The 24,924-nt window shown below is 63.8% G+C and carries 15 protein-coding genes; 5 read left to right on the top strand and 10 right to left on the bottom strand.

Annotation, left to right across the window (positions count from 1 at the left end; genetic code table 11):
- Positions 1-96 precede the first annotated feature (96 nt).
- Both LQD00_RS00785 and LQD00_RS00780 read right to left on the bottom strand, forming a co-directional pair.
- Positions 97-552, bottom strand: a complete 456-nt coding sequence (locus tag LQD00_RS00785) for a very short patch repair endonuclease (protein ID WP_308195909.1) — start codon at positions 550-552, stop codon at positions 97-99.
- A gap of 33 nt (positions 553-585) precedes the next feature.
- Entirely contained in the window at positions 586-1,212 is a 627-nt protein-coding gene (locus tag LQD00_RS00780; protein ID WP_232715211.1) for a uracil-DNA glycosylase family protein, read from the bottom strand.
- 513 nt (positions 1,213-1,725) lie between these two features.
- Here LQD00_RS00780 and LQD00_RS00775 point away from each other — a divergent pair.
- The 3 genes from LQD00_RS00775 (at position 1,726) to LQD00_RS00765 (ending at position 8,136) form a co-directional block, all read left to right on the top strand.
- The gene (locus LQD00_RS00775; RefSeq protein ID WP_232715210.1) at positions 1,726-7,197 is read left to right on the top strand and encodes a DUF3320 domain-containing protein; all 5,472 of its coding nucleotides are present in this window, start codon (positions 1,726-1,728) and stop codon (positions 7,195-7,197) included.
- Positions 7,197-7,745, top strand: coding sequence for a hypothetical protein (locus tag LQD00_RS00770; protein ID WP_232715209.1), 549 nt, complete (start codon positions 7,197-7,199; stop codon positions 7,743-7,745). Before LQD00_RS00775 ends, LQD00_RS00770 begins: the two co-directional genes overlap by 1 nt.
- A gap of 67 nt (positions 7,746-7,812) precedes the next feature.
- The gene (locus tag LQD00_RS00765) at positions 7,813-8,136 is read left to right on the top strand and encodes a hypothetical protein (protein WP_232715208.1); all 324 of its coding nucleotides are present in this window, start codon (positions 7,813-7,815) and stop codon (positions 8,134-8,136) included.
- 926 nt (positions 8,137-9,062) lie between these two features.
- On the opposite strand, the gene LQD00_RS00760 is transcribed toward LQD00_RS00765, so the two are convergent.
- The 7 genes from LQD00_RS00760 to LQD00_RS00730 all read right to left on the bottom strand — a co-directional run bounded on the left by LQD00_RS00760 (position 9,063) and on the right by LQD00_RS00730 (position 21,704).
- A complete protein-coding gene (locus tag LQD00_RS00760) occupies positions 9,063-12,317 on the bottom strand; it encodes a helicase C-terminal domain-containing protein (protein ID WP_232715207.1) in 3,255 nt (1,084 codons plus the stop codon).
- Positions 12,304-14,082 carry a phospholipase D family protein gene (locus tag LQD00_RS00755; protein ID WP_232715206.1) on the bottom strand — a complete coding sequence of 593 codons (1,779 nt, stop codon included), beginning with the start codon at positions 14,080-14,082 and terminating at the stop codon, positions 12,304-12,306. The genes LQD00_RS00760 and LQD00_RS00755 overlap by 14 nt, the downstream gene beginning before the upstream one ends.
- Entirely contained in the window at positions 14,069-15,211 is a 1,143-nt protein-coding gene (locus tag LQD00_RS00750; protein WP_269784473.1) for a DUF6361 family protein, read from the bottom strand. The genes LQD00_RS00755 and LQD00_RS00750 overlap by 14 nt, the downstream gene beginning before the upstream one ends.
- A 264-nt stretch (positions 15,212-15,475) precedes the next feature.
- The gene (locus tag LQD00_RS00745) at positions 15,476-15,862 is read right to left on the bottom strand and encodes a hypothetical protein (protein WP_232715204.1); all 387 of its coding nucleotides are present in this window, start codon (positions 15,860-15,862) and stop codon (positions 15,476-15,478) included.
- 126 nt (positions 15,863-15,988) lie between these two features.
- Positions 15,989-19,327 carry an ATP-binding protein gene (locus LQD00_RS00740; RefSeq protein WP_232715203.1) on the bottom strand — a complete coding sequence of 1,113 codons (3,339 nt, stop codon included), beginning with the start codon at positions 19,325-19,327 and terminating at the stop codon, positions 15,989-15,991.
- Positions 19,324-20,187 carry a DUF4194 domain-containing protein gene (locus tag LQD00_RS00735; protein WP_232715202.1) on the bottom strand — a complete coding sequence of 288 codons (864 nt, stop codon included), beginning with the start codon at positions 20,185-20,187 and terminating at the stop codon, positions 19,324-19,326. The genes LQD00_RS00740 and LQD00_RS00735 overlap by 4 nt, the downstream gene beginning before the upstream one ends.
- Positions 20,184-21,704: a DUF3375 domain-containing protein gene (locus LQD00_RS00730; protein WP_232715201.1), complete on the bottom strand. Its 1,521-nt coding sequence runs from the start codon at positions 21,702-21,704 to the stop codon at positions 20,184-20,186. Before LQD00_RS00730 ends, LQD00_RS00735 begins: the two co-directional genes overlap by 4 nt.
- A 124-nt stretch (positions 21,705-21,828) precedes the next feature.
- Here LQD00_RS00730 and LQD00_RS00725 point away from each other — a divergent pair, with 124 nt between their 5' ends.
- Positions 21,829-22,944 (top strand): alpha/beta hydrolase, encoded by a 1,116-nt coding sequence (locus LQD00_RS00725; RefSeq protein WP_232715418.1) that lies wholly within the window; start codon positions 21,829-21,831, stop codon positions 22,942-22,944.
- A gap of 4 nt (positions 22,945-22,948) precedes the next feature.
- Here the strand turns inward: LQD00_RS00725 and LQD00_RS00720 are convergent, their stop codons facing one another.
- The gene (locus LQD00_RS00720) at positions 22,949-23,635 is read right to left on the bottom strand and encodes a ZIP family metal transporter (RefSeq protein WP_232715200.1); all 687 of its coding nucleotides are present in this window, start codon (positions 23,633-23,635) and stop codon (positions 22,949-22,951) included.
- Positions 23,636-24,264: 629 nt separating this feature from the next.
- On the opposite strand from LQD00_RS00720, the gene LQD00_RS00715 reads away from it, so the two are divergent.
- Positions 24,265-24,789, top strand: coding sequence for an MSMEG_0572/Sll0783 family nitrogen starvation response protein (locus LQD00_RS00715; RefSeq protein WP_005195025.1), 525 nt, complete (start codon positions 24,265-24,267; stop codon positions 24,787-24,789).
- The last annotated feature ends 135 nt before the right edge of the window (positions 24,790-24,924 follow it).

The raw sequence follows: 24,924 nt of genomic DNA, 5'->3' as shown, positions 1-24,924 counted from the left end.
GACAGCTTTCTACTCGATCGCACCGACAGTTCGGCACGCTTACGACTGGCGTTTCCTCTATTGGTCCGGTCAGACGACAGGACACGGCGAGTCCCGTCAAGCTTTGATGTCGCGGATCTCCTTGACGAGCTCGTCCGCGATCTCCTCCGGGGATTGATGCTCCCAGAAACGGCGAACGACCCAACCCCGGTTGCGAAGGGTGTCGTCTGTTCGCCGGTCGCGGGCGATGTTCGCGTCGAGCTTCTGCGCCCACCAGTCCCGGTTGGCTGCCGGTCGTGTCGCGTGTTCAGGGCACCCATGCCAAAAGCACCCGTCGATGAACACGGCTAGTTTCAGTCCCCGCCATGCGAGATCCGCTCGCGTACGCATGTCGGGTTCCAGCTTGACGTCGACGCGATAGCGAATCCCGCGTGCATGAAGTGCGCGACGTACCGCGATTTCGGGACCCGTATCCCGGGACTTCTGCCGGCTCATACGTGACCGCACAGCGGGCGAACTCGGCGGCGGACGGAACGATCCTCCCGATTCCGGTCCGAGTGGTGCGGTGTTCACCTGACGAGGGTAAGTCGCAAGCGCAGCGACAAGTCACGCGAATGCGTCGCGGAGCGCATCTCTGAGGAGCACGAGGTTGTCACCCTTCGTGATACCCGGAGGAGATGGCGAAGGCCCGCACACCACCCGAAGGTTTGGGTCTATCGATCCAAACGAGTGCTCATGCCAACCTCGACCGACGGCGGCCCCGAGGACGAGGACCGTCTTGGGATGTTTCAAAAGGCCCAGGAACTTGCGGAAATCCTCTTTCCCCTTGCGGAGTTCACCCTCATCAGGATCGAATTCGCGGAGTGGAAACGGACAGATGTTCCACGCCACACACCGCGTACGGTCGATCGATAGCTCTTTGAAAAGGTCAAAGAGGGTCTCGGCGGTAGAGTCGTTATTGTCGAGCGAGATCAGCCTTCCGGCGCCCCGGCAGGGATCGGCTTGTGGTGCCTTGAGCAATACGACGACGTCGGCGTCAACGCCGCCGTAGGTCGGATCAAGATACAGCAGTCGGTCTTCCTTGTCCTCACGTCGTGAGATCCGCCAGATCAGCCGGTTCAGTTCCACAACCGAGGGATCTGACTTCGCAAGGCGCAGCCGTTCCCTCCTCAGGGTCGAAACGCGTAGCGCACGTGCCGAAACGGGGAGAGCCAGCGCAGGATCAGGATTCATGGGCGTCGAGTGTGCCTGTTCGCCCGGCGATTGCGCCAGATCAATCTCGCGCCGGACATGCTCGGCCGTTTCAGACCTCGGCGCGCGTTTCTGAGCACGACTGTGGGATCGACTACATGGTGAATAGATCCGCAATCCGCGTCCTTACGAAATACCGAAAGCATTCTCAGTCCCGTTTGCATGAATTGGCAACAGCGCAATTCATCCGATCAGATGAATCTTGGTGAACACCGGCGGCCGTAGTCGAAGAGTCACTCCCTCTTCGGCGAACTCCGTGTTCGCTCGGGACAGACCTGGTATCTCGCCTATTCATGGCTACCGCGACATGCAGATACCAAGTCGCCAAAGCACCGTGGTCGGACGACCCATTCTCCGCCGATTCTGCGAACGGAAGGGTAGCCAACAACCTTGTCGGCACTGCCCCCTATTCTCTTGCCTAATGGCACCTCACATAGCGGGGTGCACGGCGCAGTGTAGGGACAGCGTGTGGGCTGGCCGAGGATGAGGGTGAGTATGTCCGTAGACGTCAACAACGCAGGTACCGAGTCCAGTGGCGCGGAGAGTTTGACTCCCGAGATCCAACGCAAGCTTGACAGCACCCTGGCCGCGTGGCGCGACAAGCTCCTGGCCATGGACAAGCGGCAGCGGTTGCTCTACTTCAAGCACCTCAAGGCAGGCACCCTCGAGTTCGATCACGCGTCGCCGCTCACGACGCTCGGGACGCTGGCGTCGACCTCTGTCCCCGTGCGGCCGGCACCTGAACCCGGAACTTCGCGGTCCGACCGCGCTCTGTACGTCAAGGACAAGACCGACGAGACGCTCCGATCGTCACTGCGCCGCATCGATCAGCAGTCGAACCAGGCCTTCGCCGACAGAGGCGTGTGGACGCTGTACCTCGGCGTTCTGATGTTGCACTGGGCAGACCCCAACGACACCTCCGCCAAGATCGACAGCCCCGTACTGCTGGTCCCCGTTCAAGTCGAGAAGACCGGCGCCGACTCCCCCTATGTGATCTCTCGGACCGACGACGACATCACGGTCAACCCGGTGCTTCAGCTGAAGCTGTCGAACGAGTTCGGCGTCGAGCTTCCGACGATCGATCCCGATGACGTCTCGTTCGACCGATTCCGTTCCGAACTCGAGACCGCGATCTCGGGGCATCGTCAGTGGCGCGTCGACTCGCGAATGGTGCTCGCGAACTTCACATTCCAGAAGGAGGCGATGTATCAGGACCTCCTCGAGAACGCTGAACGCATCGCCGGCCATGACATGGTCCAGCTCCTAGCCCTGGGTCCCGACGCGCCGGCCGCTACTGCCTACGGCTTCGACGAACCGCCCCTGGAAGGTCTTGACGAACTCAAGCCACCGGAGGCGATGTTCACGATCCTTGACGCCGACTCGAGCCAGCGCCGATGCATCATTTGTGCTGCAGACGGCCGGAGCTTCGTCATGGACGGCCCACCGGGAACCGGTAAGAGTCAGACGATCGCGAACATGATCGCCGAGCTCATGGCGATCGGTAAGACAGTGCTGTTTGTCAGTGAGAAGGCGGCAGCGCTCGACGTGGTTCGCGACCGCTTGACCAAGGAAGGTCTCCAGCACTTCCTCTTCGAACTTCACAGCCACGCAGCGACGCGTAAGGAAGTCGCTGCGGAGCTGTCGAGGACGCTGCGCAAACGGGTCCAGCTGGATTCGACGTTCAGTGGCCAGGACGAGCGGAACCTTGCCCGCGATCGCCAGCAGCTCACCGACTTCGCGTCGGCGATGAACGAGGTCGATCCCAAACTGGGTTGGAGCCTGTTCACCGTCCTCGGCCGGCTGAGTGAGCTCGACCGCGGTATCGATGCATCGGTCCCCTCGCACCGTCGGTGGGCGTCGGTATCGGAGGAAGACCTTTCAGAGATCCGTCAGCACGCCTCCACCCTCGGGCGGGTCTGGGATGCGGTCGCCGATGAAGATGCTTACCTGTGGCGTGACCTCAAGAGCGACCAGCTCGGTCCAGCGGAAGCCCGCGAGTATGGCCGCTACGCCACGAGAGCGTTCGAGAGCGCGCGGCTGGTCCACGAGCGGGTCGCAGCGATCGACGCCGAACTCGACCTTTCGATTGCTGCTGACGTCAAGGGCATTCAACTGCGGCTGGATCTGCTCGGAGCGCTGGATGATCGCCCAAATGGTGTCCCGGTGTGGTTTGACTGCGATCATCTCGACGCCCTGGACGGACGGCTTCGTGAAGCGCACGCCAGTCTCAAGACAATCGCCGGGCATGTCCAGGCACTGGAGTCGGCTGGTATCCGCTGCTGGCGAGAGGTCCCGACGGCCCTGAAGGACGTGCTGGCTCAGGGTATTGAACACCCGCGTGTGGCCGGCACTGCCACGGCAGGTCAGCTGAACGAATTGGTGTCGACGCTCGACACGATGGCGTCGTACCTGACGACGTTGAATCAGGACGCGACAGACCTGGCACAGGTCCTCGGCCTGCAGACGATGCCTTCCACGATCGAGCGAGCGTCCGATGTTGCCCGCCTGGCCATGCTCGCCGCGGAGGCACACCGACCCGAACCCGAGTGGCTCAACTCCGCAGTGATCGCCCGGGTCGCCGAGTGCCTGAACGTCCTGGACGCCGTCGTCGACCACGCCAATCGACGCGAGGAAGCGCTTCGCGAGGTCTTCACACCGGCAGTCCTTGAGCTCGACCTTCCCTCCCTCGTCGTGCGATTCAGGGAGACACACAAGGGACTGAAGCGATTCTCGGGAGCTGCGCGGAGCGATCGAAAGCTGATCAGGTCCGTGTCGGTGTCGGGACGATGTGACAAGGAGGTGCTAGCGCAGCTCGACGAAGCAGCCAGCTGGCAGGAAGCCGTCGCAGAGGTCCGCAAGGCTGAAACGATGCACTCCGCACAGCTCGGCTCCCGCTATCAAGGACAGAGCACCGAATTCCCCGCTCTCCGAGCAGCACTCGACAACGCCCGCGAAGCGATGAACCTCGCGGGGATGGATACCGACGCGGCGGCCCTCGCCCAACAGCTGTCCGCAAACGCAACCCCGGATCCTCGGTTGATCCCGCTTGCCCAGCGCATCCAGTCGACGATCAGTGCGCTACGCAGTGTCGTTCAGAACCTTCCGGACGATTTCGGAACCATCGTCGACGACACCACGCCTGTTGAGGCCATTGCCAACACAGCGGCGGACGCAAGAAGCACCGCCGACACCGTGAGCAACGCACTGGCTCAATTGAACTCGGTTGCCGAGCGGGACCTCACCGTGAGTGCGGGCGACCATTTGGTAGCAAACGTCACAGAAACCCTCGACCTCGAGAATCGTCATCAGTCGCACTCGGACTCCGACACGAAATCGTTCGGTTCGCTCCTCACCAATGAGACTGACTTCGAGCTACTCGCAGCTGGAATCGACAACGCTCGTCGCGTACAACAGCTGTACCCGGGTGAGATTGACCGGGCCCTGGCACAGCGACTTGCGGAGAGCACAGCAACCCGTGCCGACTTGGCAGATCGGGTGCAGGACAACGCTTCGCGGGTCAACGAGATCCTTGATCTCTTCACTCCCGAACGCGCGAATGAACTGAGAGCCGAGTGCGATTCAGGAATCGATGAACAGATCGAGCTCATGCTGGATATGCAGGAGACCGCATCGTCGCAGATCGAAGACTGGTGTACCGCACACCGAGAACTCACCTGGGCCTATTCGCTGGACCTGCATTCGATCATCGAAGCCCTGAAGCGCGCGCCACGAACTCAGGCAGACATCGAGGCAGCCATCGAATACGTCATCCTCGAAGCCTGGGTCGACTCACGCTGCGAGGCGGATAAGCGTCTCGAGGATTACAAAGCTGCATCACGCGACGATCTGGTGCGCGAGTTCCAGGAACTCGACCGTGCTCTGGTCCGCAATGCCAAGGCGAAGGTGGTACGGCGGTGCAACGATCGCGCACCCATCAGCCTGGCGGGCCGTGCTGCCCAGATCATCAAACGCGAGGGCGAAAAGAAGACCCGCCACAAGCCTGTTCGAGAACTTCTCGCCGAGACCACATCGCTTGTTCAGCAGCTGAAGCCGTGCTTCATGATGAGCCCGCTCTCAGTCTCGCAGTACCTGCCGGCGGACATCCGCTTCGACGTGGTGATCTTCGACGAGGCTTCGCAGGTTCTGCCGCAGGACGCACTCAACTGCGTCTATCGCGGCGACCAGTTGATCGTCGCGGGAGACCAGAAGCAGCTGCCGCCGACCGATTTCTTCAGTGTCGCCGGTGATGAAGGCGATGAGGATAACGAGGCTTCAGACTTCAAGTCGGTTCTCGACCTCGCGAAGGGCGCCGGCGGACTACATTCGCTTCCACTGAAATGGCACTACCGAAGTCGCCACGAAGACCTGATCGCGTATTCGAACCACAGCTTCTATCAGGGCGATCTGATGACATTCCCGGGAGCGGTGTTCGAGGCGGACGACCTCGGCGTCGCCCACATCCCCGTCGATGGCGTCTACCAACGAGGCTCCAGCCGGGACAACCCGATCGAAGCCGCCAAGATCGTTGAACGAGTGGCCTGGTTCCGCGCGAATCATCCCACCGCGTCGTTGGGCGTCGTGACGTTCTCCGGTACCCAGGCGGACAGGATCATCCAGGAGATCGAAGCTCAGTCTGAACAGAATCCCGCTCTTCAGGGGCTGCTCACCGACCATGACCGCCTCGACGGCTTCTTCGTGAAGAGCCTCGAGAATGTCCAGGGCGACGAGCGCGACATCATCCTGTTCTCGATCGGCTACGGACCCGACGAAGTCGGCAAGTTCACAGCCAACTTCGGCCCGTTGAACCGCGATGGAGGATGGCGCCGACTGAACGTCGCCGTCACCCGCGCGCGGAAACGCATCGAGATCGTCTCCTCCTTCACCGCAGGACAGATGCCGCCGACCTCCAACCCCTCGCTTCTGCATCTTCAGCGGTACCTCGACTTCGCGGCACGCGGACACGCCGCGCTGGCAATCGATGTCAGCAGCGGTGAGGGCGGCCCGGAGAGCATCTTCGAAGAGCAGGTCCTCGCGAAGATCCGGTCGTGGGGATACGACGCGGTCCCCCAGGTCGGGGTCGCCGGCTACCGAATCGACATGGCAGTTCGCCATCCGGAACGTCCTGGCGAGTACGTGCTCGGAATCGAATGCGACGGAGCTGCATACCACTCGGCACAGACGGCGCGAGACCGCGATCGTCTCCGACAACAGGTCCTCGAGGGGCTCGGCTGGCGAATGCATCGGATCTGGGGACTCAGCTGGTGGCGGGATCGCGCCGCCCAGGAAGAGCGACTCCGTCTCGCGATCGAGGACGCGATCAACGGCAGTGGCGGTCGAAGTACCTCCCACAAAGCTCTTTCCGACACTCAGACCAGTATCCCTTCGTTCACAGAGGTGCCCGAGGTCGCAGAACGCGATTGGACCCGCCCGTACGTCGAGTACACCGTGCGACCGTCCCGAACGCGAGATCCGAAGACGCTCGAGGGCATTCAGGACATGACCGACTTCTTCCACGGCGTGATCCGTGTTGAGGCACCGGTGCACCGCGACCTGCTGAACGATCGGTTCAAGACCGTGTGGGGCGCTTCTCGTGTGGGACACCAGATGCGAAGCGCCATCGACAAGGCATTGAAGCGGGCTCACCCGGCGGGCCCCGACAATCACGGATTCCTCCGCGTCGACAATCCCGGAGCCCTCGAAGTCCGAGTACCCGAGGAAGGGTATGGCGAACGCAAAGCTTCCCAGGTTCCACCGGAGGAACTAGAGCTAGCGCTCAAGCTTGTCGTCCGCGATGCGACCACGATCGACGAAACCACACTCATCAAGCAGACTGCAGCCGTATTTGGCTGGCTCCGTGTGCGTTCCGACACTCAGGATATGCTGGGTCAGGCGATCAAGAGGCTGCTGAACACTGGAGCCTTGCACCTCGACGGGCACGGCGACCTGAGCGTGGCACCAGAGGCGTGATGGCCAAGTCGCAAAGACCGAAGCCGGTGATCAACGACGGCGACATCTCAGTTCTCGCCCTCAGGGACATCGTTCTCCGCCTGCCCACCGCACAACCGATCACGGATGCGTTCGAGGCCGGCGGCAACGGACGTGCGTGGTACACCTCGCAACAGGAGCACCTCGCGGGGTGGCTTTACGGCTACAACGGCCCTGGCGCCTACAACCGAGCAAACCCCTCGACGAGTTCGAAGAGTTTCTACAACCGGTTCCGGTGCGCTGCCGGACTCTTGTGGCTCGCTGAGGCATTGGGTGAAGACGAGATACAACTTCGGAATGGAGTCAACGCGATACGGAACGCAGGCTCGAATCCGTCTTCGCAGTGCGGCGCCTTCAGGAAGGTTGTGCCGTGGACCCGAATCCTCGAGCTGGTAGGGCAACAGCCTGAGGCGATCCTGCAACGTCAGTCACCGCAGAGGATGCGCTCGCTCGTTGCCCGCCTGAGTAGTCGGGCAGCCCGGGGCAACAGCCGATGGTCAAAAGTCGGCAAAGGTGACCCCATCCACTGATCGCGCAAAAACTCGTTCGCGGTGCGCCGCTACCCTCTGGAAACCGACAGGAGTCCTACGACCTGAGATGACCAAAGACTACGAGCTACTCCTCATCGAGTGGGCACATACCTACAACGGATACGAGCGGCTGGGTGGCGGACCACACAAACTGGCCGAGCTCGTCGCCCCGCTCCGTCACGAATTCGAGAGCCTGGGGACGATTCCCGAGTGGGCGGGAGTGGATCTGCTTCGCGGTTGGGCATTCTACCTGGTCCGTGCACATCGGCATGGCGGCGCATACGACCCGTTGATGGTGGAATATCCCGAGATCATCGCAATAGTCGATGCCATAGACAAACACCCCGCGACAACGGATGAAGACCGACCGCCGGCCCGTCCCGACAACTGATTGGCCTGCCGAACCGCAGTCAGCTAACGCCCCGATCACCGCTCACTACGCGTCCAACAAATGCCGCGGCGTCCTCAGCCGCTACAGAAAGTTCTGCGTCGATCCGCGCTCGGGTCCACGTCGCCGAGATCCCGTAGCCAGATGATGTTCCACTCGCGCACCGCACCCAAGAGATGCTGAAGCGCCGGATTCGTAGTCGCCGGCCGCGGATACGCCACACTCTGACCGAGCACAGAGCCATTCGCCCGGTTCGCCACCGCGGGCAGTCGAGACGCGAACGGATCGTCAGGTTGTTCGCCGTTCTCTGGATACGAGATCATCTGGAGCACACCAGCCGCGATATCCACATCGCCGCGCTTCACTTGGTGGCGGTATGTTGCGGCGTAGATTGCTCGGACGTAATCCCACTGAAATTAGTCCCCGGTGAACGGGATTCGGTCGCAAACCTCGAGCAACTCGCTCATCTCCGCTGCAGGGTCGGCGAGCGACACCAGCAGAACGGGCTCGAACAGTGTCCGCGTTCCCACTTCACCAGCCAGGTTCGCCTTCACCATTGCGCGATCAGCGAACTTGCGTCCGCGAACTGTCAGCACGTCGTCGTACCGACAGATCCAGTCGGCAACGCGAGGGATCAACTCTGCCCTGAGTTCCCGCCACTCAGCGTGTGTCAACTTCTTCGGCACGACTCCCCTACACCGACAACTGGCCCCCGACCGCACTTATCCGCACTTGATGGTTGTCTGGCACGAGCGGGGTGTCGGCCGACAAGGTCTCCCTGGCCTCGAATCCCTCCTACGTCATTCTGTAGAGATCGCCAATCCGCTATTTGCCGCTCGCCTGAATCAGCCAGCTCCACACGCGGAGCTTGCACACTTGGCCGCTGCTCACACCATTCCCATCGTCGGCTTTGGAAAGGGCACTCCTCGTTAGTCGTCGATCAGTCCAGCGCCTGGTCGCAGGTCAACCCGCCAAGCAGTCGCTTCATCTGCCGTCACTCCAGTAGCAGCGACGACCGAGATCAGGTCTTCCTGCCGTGCCTGCCCAAACGCCAGCCGGTAGTACGCAACCCGTTTCTTCACGCGTTCGATCCGTGCTTCATCAGTACTCAGCTGATAGGGGAACACATCGCGAAACACCCTATGCGGTCCCGGATACACCCAGTCTGGTGCCAACCCCGGCACGTCGGGATGTGGCGCATCGGCACCGGCCAACTCGTATGCTTCGCGCCACGGGTTCACCGACCGCAGCATCTCTGACCCATGCTTCTGCGCGATATTCCTTCGCACCGCATGTCCACGGAAGCGGTTCACGCGCCCGTCACGCTGCTCGAAGTCGACCGGGTTGCCCGGCACGTTCCAGTGCACGAGGTTGTGGCACCACGGATGGAAATCGATGCCCTCCTGCCCAACACTTGTCGACACCAGCACGAACGGCCAGAACGGCGAGTTGAAGGCTTCACGAATATCGGTCGAGCGCACCGACTGGTCTTCTTGTTTGGAGTCGCCGTAGCGCATGGCGAACCGGCAGCGAAAGTCGATGTCGGCCCCGCCCAGTGGGTCTTTGCCCTTGTAGATTGCGGTGCTGAGCTTGAGCGGCTGGGCGGCGTGGAACGCGAACCGGGCCAGCTTCTCGTCGGTCATCGAACTGTCACCCTCGACAGCGGCGAGGTGATACAGGTACTCATCGAGCACGGCCTGCAGATTGCCATCTGCGCAGTAGCGCAACACTTTCTGCCAGTAGGGAATGTCGTCGCGATACAGCTCGTCGAGGATGAGCGACGACTCCCAGCGGTTGAATAGCGTGCGCAGACCGGACGCTAAGACTGCGGCAGCGCACCATCTACCGGCGACGGTCACTTGGCTTGTATTCACGGACAGCCGACCGAGCGCACGCCACGCGCAGTTCGCCGGCGAATGCATCGCCAGCTGCGCGGTGCGAAGGGCGAGGTCGGGCGGGATCGTGGTCAAGTCTCCATGGCGCTCGCCGCGACGCACAGAGGCAGCCTGCTTCACGTAGTCCTCCAGAGCCGACGTTTGCTCCTGGTGTTCGGGCGCCTCGGGATCGTCGGGGTCGTGGACGCGACCTGCCATCGCCGCAGCGGGCATCAGCCCGTCCGCCGTGCCGGCCAGTGCCTCATCGAGAACACCGTCGGCGATCATAAGAGGCCATCGCCACAACACTGAGGCGCTCTCGGTGGCGGTTGATTCGCGGGCGCCCGTCGGTAGACCTGACGCGAGCTGCTCGGCGAGTTGTGCCTCGGCTTTTTCACGGTCGGCCGCGTCGCCGTTCTGGCCGGCACTCGCCAGCGGATCGGCCCGGTCGGCGAGGCCGGGTAGCGGGAAGAAGGCGATGAACGACGCCATCGCAGAGAGGTCTGAGCCCCTTCGACTGAACTGGAGTCGTTGCGAGACATTCTCGTTGGTCGTGGTGATCTTCCTTGGCTCGGCCGTCTCGCTGCGTGCAATGCGCCGGCTTGCCTCGTGGCTGAGAAGCGAAGCCACTGCGGTGGGCGTCGCCGACCATTGAGAGAAGACCAGCTTCTTCGTCATCGTTTGTGCTTGGAAGCTCGCGTAGGGTCCGGCCGGCCTGAGGTACGGCTGTGACGGCGGCATCCACAGCATCTGCTGCCAGTTCAGTCCGGTGGTCTGATCGATAAGGGTCTGCAGGCGTGGATTCTGTTGCGGTAGAGACTCGTACGACTCGATCGCCCGATGGTCGAGGCGCCGCAGGCCGCGGAGCATCCGCTGCACTTCGGGCGCCTCGGCGTCTCGTGCAACGAATCGTCCGAGCTGGTACGCATCCATGAAGTGCACCAGCGCCGGTACCGACTTCCACACGTCCATTGGAAGACGCGTGCCCACGTGCTGAGCAAGTTCGGTCAGCTTGATGAACTGACTGACATCGTCGGCGGTGACCGCCGAGGCGGGCACTCGACGTTCCTTGACCATCGATGACTTCGCTGTCGACGGCCGCTCGGTTCGGCACATAACCCTCAGCAGCTCGGTGCGCAGCCGATCCCGAAGCTCTGTTGGGTCCTGACCGCATGTAACGGCGTCACGAAACTCACTGAGCAACTTAACGATTCCGCGGGATCCTTCGTGAGGCTCAGCCTGTCCCTTGGTCAGGAAGTCCAGTGTGCCCAGGAACTGCTCGCGGTGCGTACCGTCCGACGACTTACTGGGTGAGTCGGTTCCGTCGGCGAGGTCGTCGATGTCGAAGGGCTTATACGGGGTCGCGGACAGCAGCAGCACTCGCGCGGTCGAGTAGTTGAACATCTCCTGTGCCAACTCGCTGACCGGAAGATCGTCCTGGAGCAGGTCGGTAAACCGTTGGAACTCGTCGAGGATCACTAGGTCGGGTTCGAGTGCCTCGACACCAGCACGCGCCAGCGTTCGTCGTAGCGCAATCACCATGTCGGCAGCAGCAGTGAAGCCGCCGGGGACGTCTGTGTACCCGGCCGTACCGTCGAGCAGATCGGTGAATCGGTCGAGGACCGAGGACCCGCTTCCGTCGGGCATTCGGACGAGTTCGAGAAACTTGGACACCACTGTTTGGTCTAGTGGCGGCGCACCAGCCGAGGCGTTGTCGTCCAGAGTTCGCTCAAACCATTGGGTGTGCTCTTTGAATCGCGTCCAATCCATGGTCCCGCGCAGGATGCGGTACGCGGCCGTGGCGCGGGCTCCTCGAAGGTCGAGTTCGTCTCGCAAGATCAGGAACAGCAGCGATCGTTCGTCGCGAGTGCCGGTGCGCCAGCCCCTATCCGGGAACGATGTTCGCGGCGTGAGGGAGACAAGGTTGACGGGTTTGCCGACCGAGGTCACCGGCGTGTTGAGCTGATGGGTTGCCGTGGCGAGCATGCTCAGTCGTGTCGACAAGTTGACCTTGGTGCCAAGGATGTCGAGGCGTTTGACGTTCTGTCGTGCCACGTCGGCGTTGGAGCAGATGTAGACGATGTCGATCCGCTCGACCTCGTCGTTGCCTTGCAGATCGTCGATGGCGGCAGCGATCACGCCTCGAGCAACCATACTCTTGCCGAGGCCGGTCTCATCGGCGACGAGGTATCGAGTGCCCGTCTTTCTGCGGTAAAGCACGTCGACCACCTGCTCGACGCTGGCCCGCTGAAATGGGCGCAGCTCAGCGAGATACGGTGCGGCCGAGAATCGGGATTCAGACACTGGCATCACTTTCCATTTCAGTCGCAGCGACGATTGCCGACCACAGATGCTCGAAGCCTTCGGGAAGTACTTGGTGTGGGTCGCCTTTGGAGATAATCGACGTGACGACTCCCGCGAGCTGGTCCAGAATCTCGCGGCGAGCAACCGATGCCTTCAGCATCTGCTCGAACAGCCCCTGTTCGAGTTGCGTCCACCGGCCGCCCTGCCCGGCTCCCGCGCCGTCGATGTCGGTGCCGTCCCCGGCTGGACTGCCGAAAGCGAGCAGTAGTGAGAGCAGGCGCCGAAATGCTTCGGGACTGCTGATTTCATGAGTGATGATCTCGTCGAGCCGGCGGGAGACGTCTCCGACCAGGTCGGCTTTGACAACCGTGGCGCTACGTCGACCCTGAGCATCCTCTACAGCGAGGACGACGAACGCAGTAACGTCCTTCAGGTGCAGGTCTGAGTACGCAACGCTCACCGGGGCCCCCGTGGACACCGTCGTCTCGGTGGATGGGTCGGTAAGGAGCGCAATCGACGACTTTGCGACGTGCGGGTTGTGGGGCCACGGATCGGTGCTGCTGATGTCCAGACGAGCGTGATCGTCATCGTCGAGTGACAGGTGCGCGGTTAGAGGCACAGCGGCCACCGAGCGAAGGTATGACTCAAGCGCCAGTTGTGGATCGTCCTCGCGCTCGGCGCCGGGGCTGATCTCCGCGGCTTCCAGAATCGAGCCGAATCCGTCGGTGCCCAAGAGTGCGTCGACACCATAGGTCTTGGTGCGGCCGGTGAGTTCAACCAGGATCTCGACGTTGTCTTCAAAGGCGGCGCGCGTGGCGTTGGCGGAGCCGATGAACACGTGTGCGAGTCTCGCTCGTTCGATGGCGTAAAGCTTGGCGTGCAAGCCGGTGAAGAGCGTTGCGCCGGCAGCTGGTTCTTCGTCGTCTGCCGGAATGCCTGCCGTGGGACTCAAGACGTAGGGATGATCGATCCAGTCGCCCCATTCTGCGGTGAGGCCGTCGAGCGATTCTTGCCTCGACACGACCGACAAGGCGTTTTTCGAGGTGGCCGCAAGGCGTTCGATTCCATTGTCTTGCAGGAATGGCGAGACGAGCAGGTGCTTATAGCCGCTGAAGTCAGGTTTCGGTTGCGGGCGGCTCGGGAGTCCGAATACGTGGAAGGCGAGGTCGGTCACATCGGGTGGAAAGTCCCATTCGGCATATCGGATGGTCTCGGAGAGTTCCGTCAGTCGGTTCCGGCGTGCTGCCTTCAAGCTGATGGGGACTGCGGACGCCAAGTAGCGCAGTAAATCTGCGAGGGGTTTGTTGGTCGCGTACGGACGGGTGGTGATCCGGCCGTCGAGATTGAGGGCGACATCCCACGATCGATCTCTGGTGAGGTTACGGCTGAGCACGAGCAGTCGGACGAGTCGTTCGCCGTCGTGGTTGGTATAGACACCGAGCCAGATTTTGGGGTGGAACAGGCCACGGGTGCGGGTTATGCCGTGGATCGAGTTCTCGAGGAGCGAGAACAGACGCGCCCGGTCTCTGGGTACGACGACCTGTCCGGTTTGGTGGAAAATGTCGATGCTGGCGATGCTCGCTCGGATTGCCGCGATGGTTTCGACGCTGTCTGCGGATTCGACCTTGGCGCTGCCGGCGAGCGCCAGGCACGGGAGCAGCGCGCTCTCGAGGTCGAGGGTGAAGGTAGTGGCGACGAGGTGATCAAACGCGAATCCCGGAGGCGGCGCGAGTTGTTTGAGCAGGGTGGTGCGGCTGTCAGGCGGGAGCATCGGCAAGTCCGTCCTTGATGTCGGCGAGCAGAGTCTGGACGATCTGCCAACGAAAGTTGAGACGCGCTGATCCCGACGAGCCGCCCCAGTTCTTGATCTGGCGATCGTTGTTGAGGCGGGACTGCTCGCCCTTGTTCTTGCGTTCGCGCTCGGCAATCATCCGACGGATGTCTGGATCGCTCAACATGGAGTGCGGATCGCGATGACGCACCTGGCTGATCCACTCGTTGATGAAGATCATCGTGCCGGGTGCGACTGGGTTGCCGTTCCTGCCGAGGAGGACAGTGGTCCAGAAGTCGTCGAGATCCCAGGTAGTCAGTTCGGTTCGGTTGCGCTCGATCTCGTCGGCCCAGTCGGTCACGCGTTCGGTGTAGTGGTCGGCCCACTTTGCGTCGTCTTCTCTGCCGGCATCGAAGCGTTCGGCGATCAGCAGGTTGTAGATGAGTGTTGCGCCGTTGATGGTGAGAGAAAACAGGCGCGCGTGTTCCACGGCGTCCTTCAGCTCGGATGACGCTGCGACCAAAGCGGGGTGCTGCCAGGATTGGTCGGCGTCGTCGGGGTTGGTTTCGAGTCCGTTGGCCAGGAGGTACGCGAGGTAGGTGCCGGGGGCAGCGAGCATGATGCGTTCACGGAGCCACTCGGCTTCGTCGTGGGTGAGGTCGAGTCCACCAGCGAGTGACTTGGGGAAGTCGACTGGTGGGCGGACACCGATATCCCAGCGCAGGGCTTTTGCGTCGGTGAGGATCTGATAGCGCTGCAGGGCGGACCAGTAGACGCTCGACGGGAGGTTCTGGACGGCCTTACCTGCGCGGGAGCCGATCATGCCGGGAACTGGTGACGGCGAGCGCAGAACCTCGATTAGTTTGCGTTCCTCGTCGTTGGCCTTCGAGACGACCATCGTTCCTGTGTACTTGGCCGCTGCTCGTTCGAAGATCCACGGGATGATCAGGAAGTAGCGAGGCCGAGCGTGGACCGTCGAGGTTCCGGGAAACAGAAGGTCGGCGAGCCCATCGCGGACCTGGCCGATGCCCAGATCGTCGAGGGTGCTGGTGTCACTGAACATCTTGACGATCTCACGCATGCGTCGTTCATCGTCAGGTGAAGTGTCCAGCCAGGCGAGACTCGACATTGATATACCCCTTCCGTGGGCCCTTCCCCGGTTAACCGACTCAGGACACTCAACATCGCACCTGCTCGATTCACAGTCGCTCATCGTGTCGCCCGCCACTCCGTCGGCGTTACGGAGTCGCGCGCAGCCGAATTGGGTCTGCGTGTCGAACACTAGTTGCTCCCACCGACTGTCCGGACGGATTCGCGAGGGAACTCACCGATACAGGCGTCGACAGCACACTGAGTGCCTACGAGGGGTTAATCATTGTCAGCGCAGGCTTATTCAACCGATCGGCTGATTGACACGATCGTGGCACTCGATCCCTCGCCCCCAACTCACCGGTGGAGCAGTATCTCGCTCTGCGTGCTCGAAGCCGTTTGGAGTATAGGGGGCCTCCAGTGCATCTTTGTTCGGCTCGTGGTAGTCAACCGGCACTACCTCGCTAGGCCGGAGCCCGACCAACACGTACTGAGAAAGTGAGACTTTCCTGGCGTGTTCGACTATTCCGGCGATCGCGGCCGTCAAGGCGTCGCCCAGCCGGGACGAGATCAACTCAGCCTGGTCGAGTGGACTCCCTTTGAGGTCCTTCAACGCATTGGGGTTGATTCGCGCTGTCGACCCCAACTCCTCGAGTAGTTTGTCCCCAGCCTCTTCAGGTGGCTTCGACACGCCTCCTCGCTAGCACTCGTCGCCGGCTCAACCAGCAGGAGTGTGCGCATAGAAGGATGAACCAGCGCAGGGCGCGCCATTCGACTGCTCAACCGCCAGAAGGAGGTTCGGTTGACGATCGGGGACCTATACCGACAACTGACTCCCCGACCGCCGCAACTCCGAGAACGCCTTGATCGTCGTCGACGTAGCCGTCGCGATCGGCCGCAGATCCGGTCCGGCCTCGACCTTCGACACCATCACAACGTTGTCCACGTATGGCTGGATCGTGCTGGTGTTCTGCACGGTGGCCACGATGATCAGCTGGAACCCGAACTTGCGGAACGCACTCAACGCCTGCTGTGCGAACTGCGGGTCGGACTTGGAGAACGCCTCGTCGAGCATCAGCTGGGCGAAGATCGGCCTGTTGTCGTTGCCGTGCGGGCTGGCCAGGTTAAAGCTCAGCGCGCCTGCGAGACAGAAGGCCATCAGCTTTTCCTGCTCGCCACCGGAGTTGTCGCCGGCGTTGGAGTAGGTGCGGATGGTTTCGCCGGACTCGGCGTCGTGCTCCTCGCAGTAGAAATCGAAGCGGTTTCGCACGTCGAGGGCGTCGCGCGTCCACTGACGGTCCTCCGGGGTGTTGCCGGCGAGGCGCTCGCGCAGCAGCAGGATGTCGGAGTACTGCTCGAGGATAGCCTGCTCGTCGCCGAAGCTGACCGCCGTTGCCCGCGTAGAGATCTGGCGCGCCTTCTCGGTCAGCTCCTCGACCGCGGCGAGCTTCTTGCGGCCCGGGACCAGCCGCAGGCGGGTACCGCGGTTGAACGCCACCGCGCCGAGACCAGTGTTGACGCGCTCGATCTGCTCGACGATCCGTCGTTCCTCGGCGTCGGCAGCCATGTGCAGACCCAGGATCGCGCCCGGTGCCTGCTCGGTGATCAGGCGGCGCATCCGCTCATAGGCGGACGGCAGCTCCCGTTCGTCGATGCGGCGGCAGACGGCGACGTAGTCGTGGATGCGTTCGTCGAAGTCGTCGCTGTCGTTGGGGATGGCGTCGGGGAATTCCTCGTCATAGGTGTCGAGGATCCGGGCCAGTTCGTCGCGGGAGCGTCGAGCATCGGACCGCATGCGGTCACGTTCGCGGCCGGCGGCCTTGACGATCTCCTGGCGATACGGCTCGGGGTTGAGCACGTCGAGGGTCGCCGAAAGGTCCTCGCGGAAACCGTCGAGCGTCTTCTCCGCCTGTGCGGGAACGTCTTCGGGCTTCAACCGGTCGATGAGGTCGAGCAACTGGGTACGACGCTCGTCCTGGCGGGCGATCTTGTCCTTGACCAGCGCGGCCTGCGAGATCGCGTTGCGGACCTGCTCCCAGAGGTCTTCGGCCTTACGCTGCAAGGCCTCGACGTCGGGGTGCTCTTCCATGAGGAGGTCGTACTGGTCGGTGAGCTGGTCGACGCGATCGTCGACCGAATCGACGTCGATCTCGTTCCACTGCGTGAACTGCTCACACACACGGCGGTAGGCGTCGCGGCGTCGTTCCTTGGCGGAACGTTCGCGGTCGAGCTCGGCGCAATCCTCGCGGGCATCCTCGAAAGCGCGCTCCTCGTAGGCGAGTTCGTCGCGCAGTGCGGTGATCTTGGATTCGACGTCGCCGACGAAGATGTACTGCGACCGGCGCAACTGCTGGCGGTCGTCCTTGACGGCCAGCTTCGCCGAGTCCTTTCGCAGACCCTGGTCGGTGACGGCCTTGGCGTACTGCGAGAACTCGCCCGGATTGTCGACGCACATGTGGTTACCCAGGCGCGCGAGGATGGTCATCCCCTCGGCGGCACACGGGTGGCCGGGATCGACGGGACGCAGCTTGGACGCGAGGGTGCCCGGCTCGACGTCGGGCATCGGACGGGTCTCGGCCTGGTGCAGCTGGATCCGGCCGCGCATGTCGTGCGAGTTGACGAAGCGCAGCGCGGAGCGGAAGTGCTTGTCCGGCACGAGGAGCCGCAGGCCGGCGTTGCGCAGGACCTTCTCGACGGCCAGGCGCCAGCGTTCCTCGTCGGGGTCGAGTTCGACGAGTTCGGCGACGTACTTGAGTTCAGACTCGTCGATCTGCAGCGCGTGCGCGATGACGCGACGCATCTCGTGTTCGGTGCGCGGCAGGGCGGAGCCGGCCTGTTCGACACGGCCGAGTTCTTCCTGCGCGGTGTCGCGGCGGCTGCGGGCGGCGACCTCGCGGGCGAGCGCCTCGGCGTAGTGGGCGCGACCGGCGTCGAGCTGGCCGTCGATCTTGGTGGCCTCTTCGATCAGCTCCTCACGCAGCGACCAGAAGCCCTCGGCGTTGGTCGGCGGGGAAAAGCCGAGCGCGGAGACCTTGTCCTCGTAGGCGTTTCGTCGGGCCGTGACCTCGGTGCTGAGTTTCTGTGCACCGCCGAGCTGTTCACGCAGCGGGGCGAGGTCGCCGGTGGAGGTGGCGATACGGGCCAGCAGCAGGCTGTGGTCCTGGCGCAGCTGGTCGTGCTGGGTGGTCAGCGCGGCGAGATCGCCGTCGAGGCGGGTGATCTGGTCGTCGAGGTCGGCGACCTCGGGCTGCGCGTTGCGGATCCGCAGGTTGTTGACATAGCTGCGGATCGTGGTGCTGTCGATGGTGTCGAGGACGGAGAAGGTGGCCGACTCGCTCGCGTACCGCTCGTGGACCTCCTCGATGTTGCCGAGGATGGTGCGCTTGCGGCGCGCGACGTCGAGCAGTTCACGGGCCTCGACGAGCGGATCGATCTGCTCCAGCGCATCGGAGATGCCGACGATGGACGTCGGGGCGTCGAGCATGAACTCCCGCACGAACTGTGCGAGGCCGCCGACGCTCTTGAGCGACTTGGCCTTTCCGAGGAGCTGCTGCGCGGCGTCGGACCCGCGGATGCCGATGAGCGAGTACAGCGTCGAGAGGTACTTGCCCTCGCCGGGTCCGCCGCGCCAGCCGCGGTCGCGGAACTTGGCCGAGTTGTAGTTGGCCGCGGCCCACTCGTTGCAGACCTCGACGATGTCGGCGTCGCCGTCGTAGATGAAGTACGAGCTGTGCGCGTCGGTCATCTTGCCCGCGGCCAGCCACTTGAGGACCAGGCCGGTGATGGCGGTGCCGGAGGTGGAGGTGTAGGTGACCGCGATGGCCGCCCACGCCGGGCCGGTGCCGCGCAGGTACATGATCTCGCGGTGGGCGTTGGTGCCGTCGCGCCGCTCACCCCACGCGCCGCGCACGTACTTGCCGACGGTGCGCTTACCGCTCGACGACCCGGCGGCGGTGGCGTCGCCCGAGGCGTTGAAGTTGCGGCGGTGGTCGGGCAGGAACGCCAGCGAGATGGCGTCGAGCAACGACGACTTACCCGAACCCGACGACCCGGTGATCAGAGAACCGTTGGAGCTGAACGGGATCGAGTGATACCCGTCGAACACGCCCCAGTTGATCAGCTGCAACCGGGACAGGTGGTACTGGTCGACGCTCACCAGTCGTCTCCTTCGTCGTCGCCGTACGCGTTCTCGGCGTCGTCGGGGCGGGCGGGTTCGTCGGCGGCAGCCTCGGGCGGCTCCTCCCCCGTGTCGCCGGAGCCGATGAATTGCTCGAACTGTCGCTGCAGATCGGTGATCACCGACGCCGTCATGACCGCGGAGATGACCGGGCTGACGGTGAAGGTGTCGGCGTCGTCGCGCTGCTTGCGCAGGAACTCGAGTTCTTCCATCTTGTCGATGGCCCGTTCGATGCGCTTGTCGAAGAGCGCGAGGTCGCGGTCGATGGTGTTGGTGACGCCGGCGAAGAGTTCGTGGATCTCCTCGCGGGTGATCAGCGCATCCTCATCGCGGGCGGCGCGGATGTACTTGGCGAGGTGCAGCGCCAGGATCGCGTCGTAGGTGTGGACCGTCTCGCGCTTGAGAATGCGTCGACCCCAACGGGAGTCGTAGCCGGCCTGCTCGACGAAGGCGACCTGCAGTTCGTCGACGAGGCGCAGGCGGAGGTCGAGCTCGGACAAGCGGACGCGCAAGACGTCCTGGTACTCGGACACCCACGACCACAACTGCGGCTGCCGGTCGCCACTGACGTAGCGGCGGGCCAGCAGGTTCTGCAGCGCCCAGCAGGCGCGGTCGGGCATCTCGCTGACATCGCCGTCGAAGCGGGGTGCGCTCGGAGCGTGAGAGGCGGCGCGGTTCGCGACGGTGGGGAGATCGTCGAAGCCGGCGAACTCGTCGGGGAGGTCGGGGCCCTTCGTGGCTCGCTCCGCTCGCACCTCAGGGAACGGAGAGTCGTCCGCTCGCACCTCAGGGAGCGAGGGGTTGGCCTGCGCTCGCACCTCAGGGGGCAAAGATGTCATTCGGCGTCGACCTCCGCAGTCGGAATCGGTTCGGTGAAGGTCAGGTCGGGGACTTCGATGGCGTGGTCTTCCCCGAGGAGGGACCGGAAGCGCACGGTGGTCATCGGCGCCTTCTCCCCTGCCGCGGCCTGTTTTTGGGCCCAGGACCACAGCACGATGACGTGGGCGAGGTACGCCTCGTCGAGACTTTCGATGACGTCGGTGAGCGCGACCGGACCGGCGGCGACGGCGTTGTTCACGGTCTCGGTGAGTTCGACGGTGTCGACCTGGCCGGTCATCGAGGCGAAGGCAGTGAGGTCGGCATCGGCGCCGCCGGCGGGCAGTGCCGGGGCGGGCGGGACGTGTTCGCGGATCTCGAAGGCGAGGCGGCCGATCGAGTTGAGGGTCGGGGCGGCCAGCGGCAGCTCGTAGCCGAGGCGACGGTCGGCGAGGGAGGACTTGAGGAGGTCGTTGGCAGTGGCGAGGGCGTCGTTGAGCTGACGCGCCAGACCGCGACTCTGCTCGAGGGTGCCGGAGGCGACGAAGCGTCGGATACGACGGGCACAGCGCTGGCGGGTGCGGCCGACCTCGGCCATCTGCTGGGTGACCAACCCGAAGAAGTTGTCCATCACCGACCGCAGCCCGGCGTCCATGCCGGGGAAGTTCTCGATGATGGTGTCGATGTCGGCCTTGAGGCGGGCGCGGCGCTCCGGGTCCTGGATCATCTGGGAGAACGCCTGGTACGACGCCGACTGCGACGACTGCAGGAGTGCCTCGTAGTCGTCGAAGAGCTGGCGCTGACGGTCGCGGTAGGCGAGGTCGGAGTCGCCCGGGTCGTCGAGCAGCGCGGTGGTGATGCGGTCGAGCATCGTGCCGTACTGGCCGATGTCGGAGATGATCTGCTCCATCTGGTAGCCGATGGCGCGGGCGGAGTCCTCGGCGACGCGCAGATCGACCGGCGGGCGGCGGCCGGCTTCGAGATCGGCGAGCTCGGCGTCGAGATCGGACATCTGCGCCTCGAGCTCGAGGCGGATGGTCTCGGGGTCGTTGCTGACCTGCCCGGCGACGCGTCGGAGTTCGGCGGCGATGCCGGTGATCGAACCGCCGGTGGCGATGGAGTCCTCGCGGCGCTGGCGGCGCATGAAGTCCAGGACCGAGCGGGCCTCGCTGGTCAGGTGGCAGAGGTTGGGGGCGTCGGGGTCGGTGGTGTCGGTGACGCGGTGCAGCCAACCCTGACGGGCCCACAGCTTGACCAGCTCGAGGCCGGTGGGCTGATCCTCGGTGAGGTCGAGTTCGGCGAGGTCGCGCTCGAGGCGCATCGTCAGCTCGACCTCCGACATCTTTGTGCCGTAATCGAGGTGGCGCTCCATCAAGGTGACGTAGAGGGCCGAGTTGTTGGCCGCGAACAGCTTGACCGCCGCCGACTTCTGCAGCGCGCGGTTGGCCTCCAGGGCGTCACCCAACGTGACCTGCGCCGATTCCAACGGCACGGCGGGTCGCCCGACCTCGCGCTGAGCCGGGAAGGCAGAAATCTCCATCGCCGCCTCACGGGGTTCTCGGGGACTACGGGACCCGCGATAGTCTGCCACGTCCGCCCCGCGGGACCCCAGTCCGGTGGTTGTGCAGGAGCCGGTGGTGACCCACCTCGCTACCCTGAGCGGCATGGTGATGGCTGATCGTCCCGAGGTCGAGACCGCGTCGGGACCCCTGACGGCGCTGACCGTCGTCGGACTGGCGTCGAGCATGCTCGGCGGACTCGCGCGCGTGCCGTTCAAGAAGCCGTGGTCGGGGCCGTCGGGGCTGCTCGACAACGTCGGCCAGGCCGTCACCCGGCAGTCGATCCGCGCGTTCATGGGCTACTCGATGGGGCTCCCGATCGAGGAGTTCCGGTCGATGGAGAAGATCCTCGACGACATCTGCCGCGTCGTGATGCCACCGTTCGTCGAACTGACCGATGGCGTCGAGCTCACCGACGACACCATCGGTGGCGTGCCCGGCCTGTGGTGCCGGGCGAAGGCGTCGACAGACGCCTACGTCGACGAGGACGAGGACAAGCAGGAGATCGGCGCGACGATCCTGTACCTGCACGGCGGCGGGTACATCGGTACTTCGCCGATCATGTACTCGGCGTTCGCGTCGTCGCTGGTGCGGATCACCGGGTTCGAGGTCTTCATCGCCGACTACCGGATGGCGCCCGAATTTCCCTTTCCCGCTGGCGTTCTCGACGCAGCGGATGTCTACCAGGCACTCCTGGGACGTGGTGTGACCCCTGAACACATCATCGTCGCGGGCGACTCCGGCGGTGGTGGGCTCGCTGCGTCGCTGGTGGCGCACCTGCACGAGCAGGGGTTGCCGAAACCCGGTGCGCTCGCGCTCTTCTCCCCCGAGATCGATCTCGACCTCGACCATCCGTCGATCACCGAGAACGCCCAGTACGACGTGCTGCCGTGGAACATCCCGGTGACGCCGTATCTGCACGGAGTGCAGCCCAACGACGCACGGGTGTCGGTGATCAACGCCGAACCGAATCCGGAATGGTTCCCGCCGACCTTCGTCTGCTGGGGCGCCGACGAGATGTTCCGGGACGGGATACGGGAATTCGCGGAACGGCTCGCGGACTCCGAGGTGCCCGTGCGCGCGATGGAGGAGCCCGGGATGTTCCATGTGTTCCCGATCCTCATGCCGTGGGCCGAGGCGTCGAAGCGGGTGTTCCGGGCGATGCACGACCTGGCGAAGGGTCACGTGGCGAGCGACCCGGACGCGACGCCGACGCACTGACACCTCAGCCCAGGACGAACGCGAGCAGGAAGCCGGCCGCGGTGGCCAGCCCGACCCACCAGCCACCCTCGCGGTAGGCCTCGGGCATCAGGCCGTTGGCGAGGACACCGAGGGTCGCGCCGCCGGCGAAGGCCTGGACGATGCTGACCGCGGTCGGCGAGATGGCGTCGGAGACTGCGTAACCGCCGACCGTCACCGCGATGAGGATCGCCGCGGTGGCCACCCACATCACGAGCGCATACCGCAGCGACATGTCGTGTTCGCGTCTCATCAACGACGCCCCGCTGACCGCCTCGGGAACGTTGCCGACGGCGATCGCCACCACCAGCACGAGCGAGCCGCCCGCGGTGAGAGAGACACCCAGCGCGCTGTTCTCGGGCACGCCGTCGAGGAAGACGCCGAGCATCAGTGCCGGGCCGATAGCGCGGGAGCCGAGTTTGGTCTCGACGACGTGGTCGGCGATCACGTAGACCGCGGTGCCGAGGAACAGCGCCACCCCGGCGAGGCCGATGCCGGCCTGTTTGAACGCCGGCTCGAAGAGCTCAGTGGAGACCGCGGCGATCATCGTGCCCGCGCCGAACGCCATTAGGGTCGCCAAGAGGCGGGCCGGTAGATCCCAGCGGAGACCGATCGCAGCACCGATCGCGATGGGTACCGCAGTTATCAGGCCGTAGAGGATTGCGGTGAGCATGGATCCAGCTTGCGCCTGATCGGTGGTGGGTGACCTCGATACGCGGCGTCCTCGCTCCGCTCGGTCGTCGCTACTCGGCCAGCAGGGGTGCGCGGCGGTCCCGGATTCCGTATGACGTTGCGCCCGGCTTCTGGGCACAAGATCGAACGGAACATCGAGGAGCCGGGTCGTCGAGCCCGGTGTAGTCGGGTCGTACGACGTCACGGCGGGTTACGGTGCCGTAGAGGTCGGATTAGTCGGGAATCCGTGAGAAACAGGTCACAAAATTGCGGATCCCGCGCTCGACCTGCGGAGACACAGACGATATGCTGACTTACGTCCGATGAACCGGTCAGACCCCCGACCCGACCGGTTCGTCGGACATTTTAGTGCTCGGACCATCCCACTGTCCTGACGAGCGGTTGAAGCTCCGGCACCGTCGTGCGTCGTGTTACGCCGACCGCGCCTCCATTTATTCCAGCGGTAACCACCCGGTAATCGTCGCGGGGTGAACTGGTTCACGTAGCAGTCAGCTACTCGATGAGATCGAAGTCCTACCGATCTGCCGCTCTTGGGCAACGATGCCCGATCCGCATTCTCACACGCCGAGCCGCCAGGCGCGCCGTCGTCCCGCCATTCCAGGAGTCCTTGTGCCCTCTTTCGACGAAACCATCACCGAGAACATCGCCGCATCGCTCGCGGAGATCCCGCACCCCTCGCTGCCGAAGGGGTCCAACATCTACGGCGGCACCAAGATCTTCCCGGACTATCAGGCCGAGGACGGCGAAACGTACTTCACGCTGGTGCACGGCATCGCGCACGAGTCGTCGGTCTCGTTCGTCGCGGTCCTGCAGGCGACCCGCGCGCTGCGCAAGGGTTTCGAGTCGGCCATGTACTTCTATGGGCCGGGCGCCATCAATTGCCTTGCCACACGCGGATTTCCGACGACCGGCGACTCCGGATTCCCCGGCGAGCAGAACATCAACAACGCACTCGAGACCTTCATCTCCGAAGGCGGCACCGTGTTCTGCTGCCGCTTCGGCCTCGCACTGCACGGTGGTCGTGAAGAGGACCTGATCGAGGGCGTCATCCCGGCGCACCCGCTCGACGTCCAGGACGCGATCATCCACTACGCACGCAAGGGCGCGATCATCAACTCGACCTACATGGTCTGAGGCTGGTTTCGATACGGCTCGTCGCTAGCGCTCCTCGCCTACTCAACCAGCAGGGCGGGACCCGTCGCTAGCGCTCCTCGCCTACTCAACCAGCAGAGCGGGACCCGGCGCTAACTCTTAATCCCACTCAACCAG

This window comes from Gordonia metallireducens (assembly GCF_021245825.1).
In the GTDB taxonomy this organism is placed as follows: domain Bacteria; phylum Actinomycetota; class Actinomycetes; order Mycobacteriales; family Mycobacteriaceae; genus Gordonia; species Gordonia namibiensis.
Note: the sequence above shows the minus strand (reverse complement) of the source record. Positions and strands in the feature narration are given on the sequence as shown.

Excerpts from the sequence above, each read along its gene's own strand:
- LQD00_RS00750 (WP_269784473.1), bottom strand. The coding sequence starts at position 15,211 with ATGTCGAGTCTCGCCTGGCTGGACACTTCACCTGACGATGAACGACGC.
- LQD00_RS00735 (WP_232715202.1), bottom strand. The coding sequence starts at position 20,187 with ATGACATCTTTGCCCCCTGAGGTGCGAGCGCAGGCCAACCCCTCGCTC.
- LQD00_RS00730 (WP_232715201.1), bottom strand. The coding sequence starts at position 21,704 with ATGGAGATTTCTGCCTTCCCGGCTCAGCGCGAGGTCGGGCGACCCGCC.
- LQD00_RS00760 (WP_232715207.1), bottom strand. The coding sequence starts at position 12,317 with ATGCCAGTGTCTGAATCCCGATTCTCGGCCGCACCGTATCTCGCTGAG.
- LQD00_RS00725 (WP_232715418.1), top strand. The coding sequence starts at position 21,829 with ATGGTGATGGCTGATCGTCCCGAGGTCGAGACCGCGTCGGGACCCCTG.
- LQD00_RS00770 (WP_232715209.1), top strand. The coding sequence starts at position 7,197 with ATGGCCAAGTCGCAAAGACCGAAGCCGGTGATCAACGACGGCGACATC.
- LQD00_RS00775 (WP_232715210.1), top strand. The coding sequence starts at position 1,726 with ATGTCCGTAGACGTCAACAACGCAGGTACCGAGTCCAGTGGCGCGGAG.
- LQD00_RS00780 (WP_232715211.1), bottom strand. The coding sequence starts at position 1,212 with ATGAATCCTGATCCTGCGCTGGCTCTCCCCGTTTCGGCACGTGCGCTA.
- LQD00_RS00720 (WP_232715200.1), bottom strand. The coding sequence starts at position 23,635 with ATGCTCACCGCAATCCTCTACGGCCTGATAACTGCGGTACCCATCGCG.
- LQD00_RS00755 (WP_232715206.1), bottom strand. The coding sequence starts at position 14,082 with ATGCTCCCGCCTGACAGCCGCACCACCCTGCTCAAACAACTCGCGCCG.
- LQD00_RS00765 (WP_232715208.1), top strand. The coding sequence starts at position 7,813 with ATGACCAAAGACTACGAGCTACTCCTCATCGAGTGGGCACATACCTAC.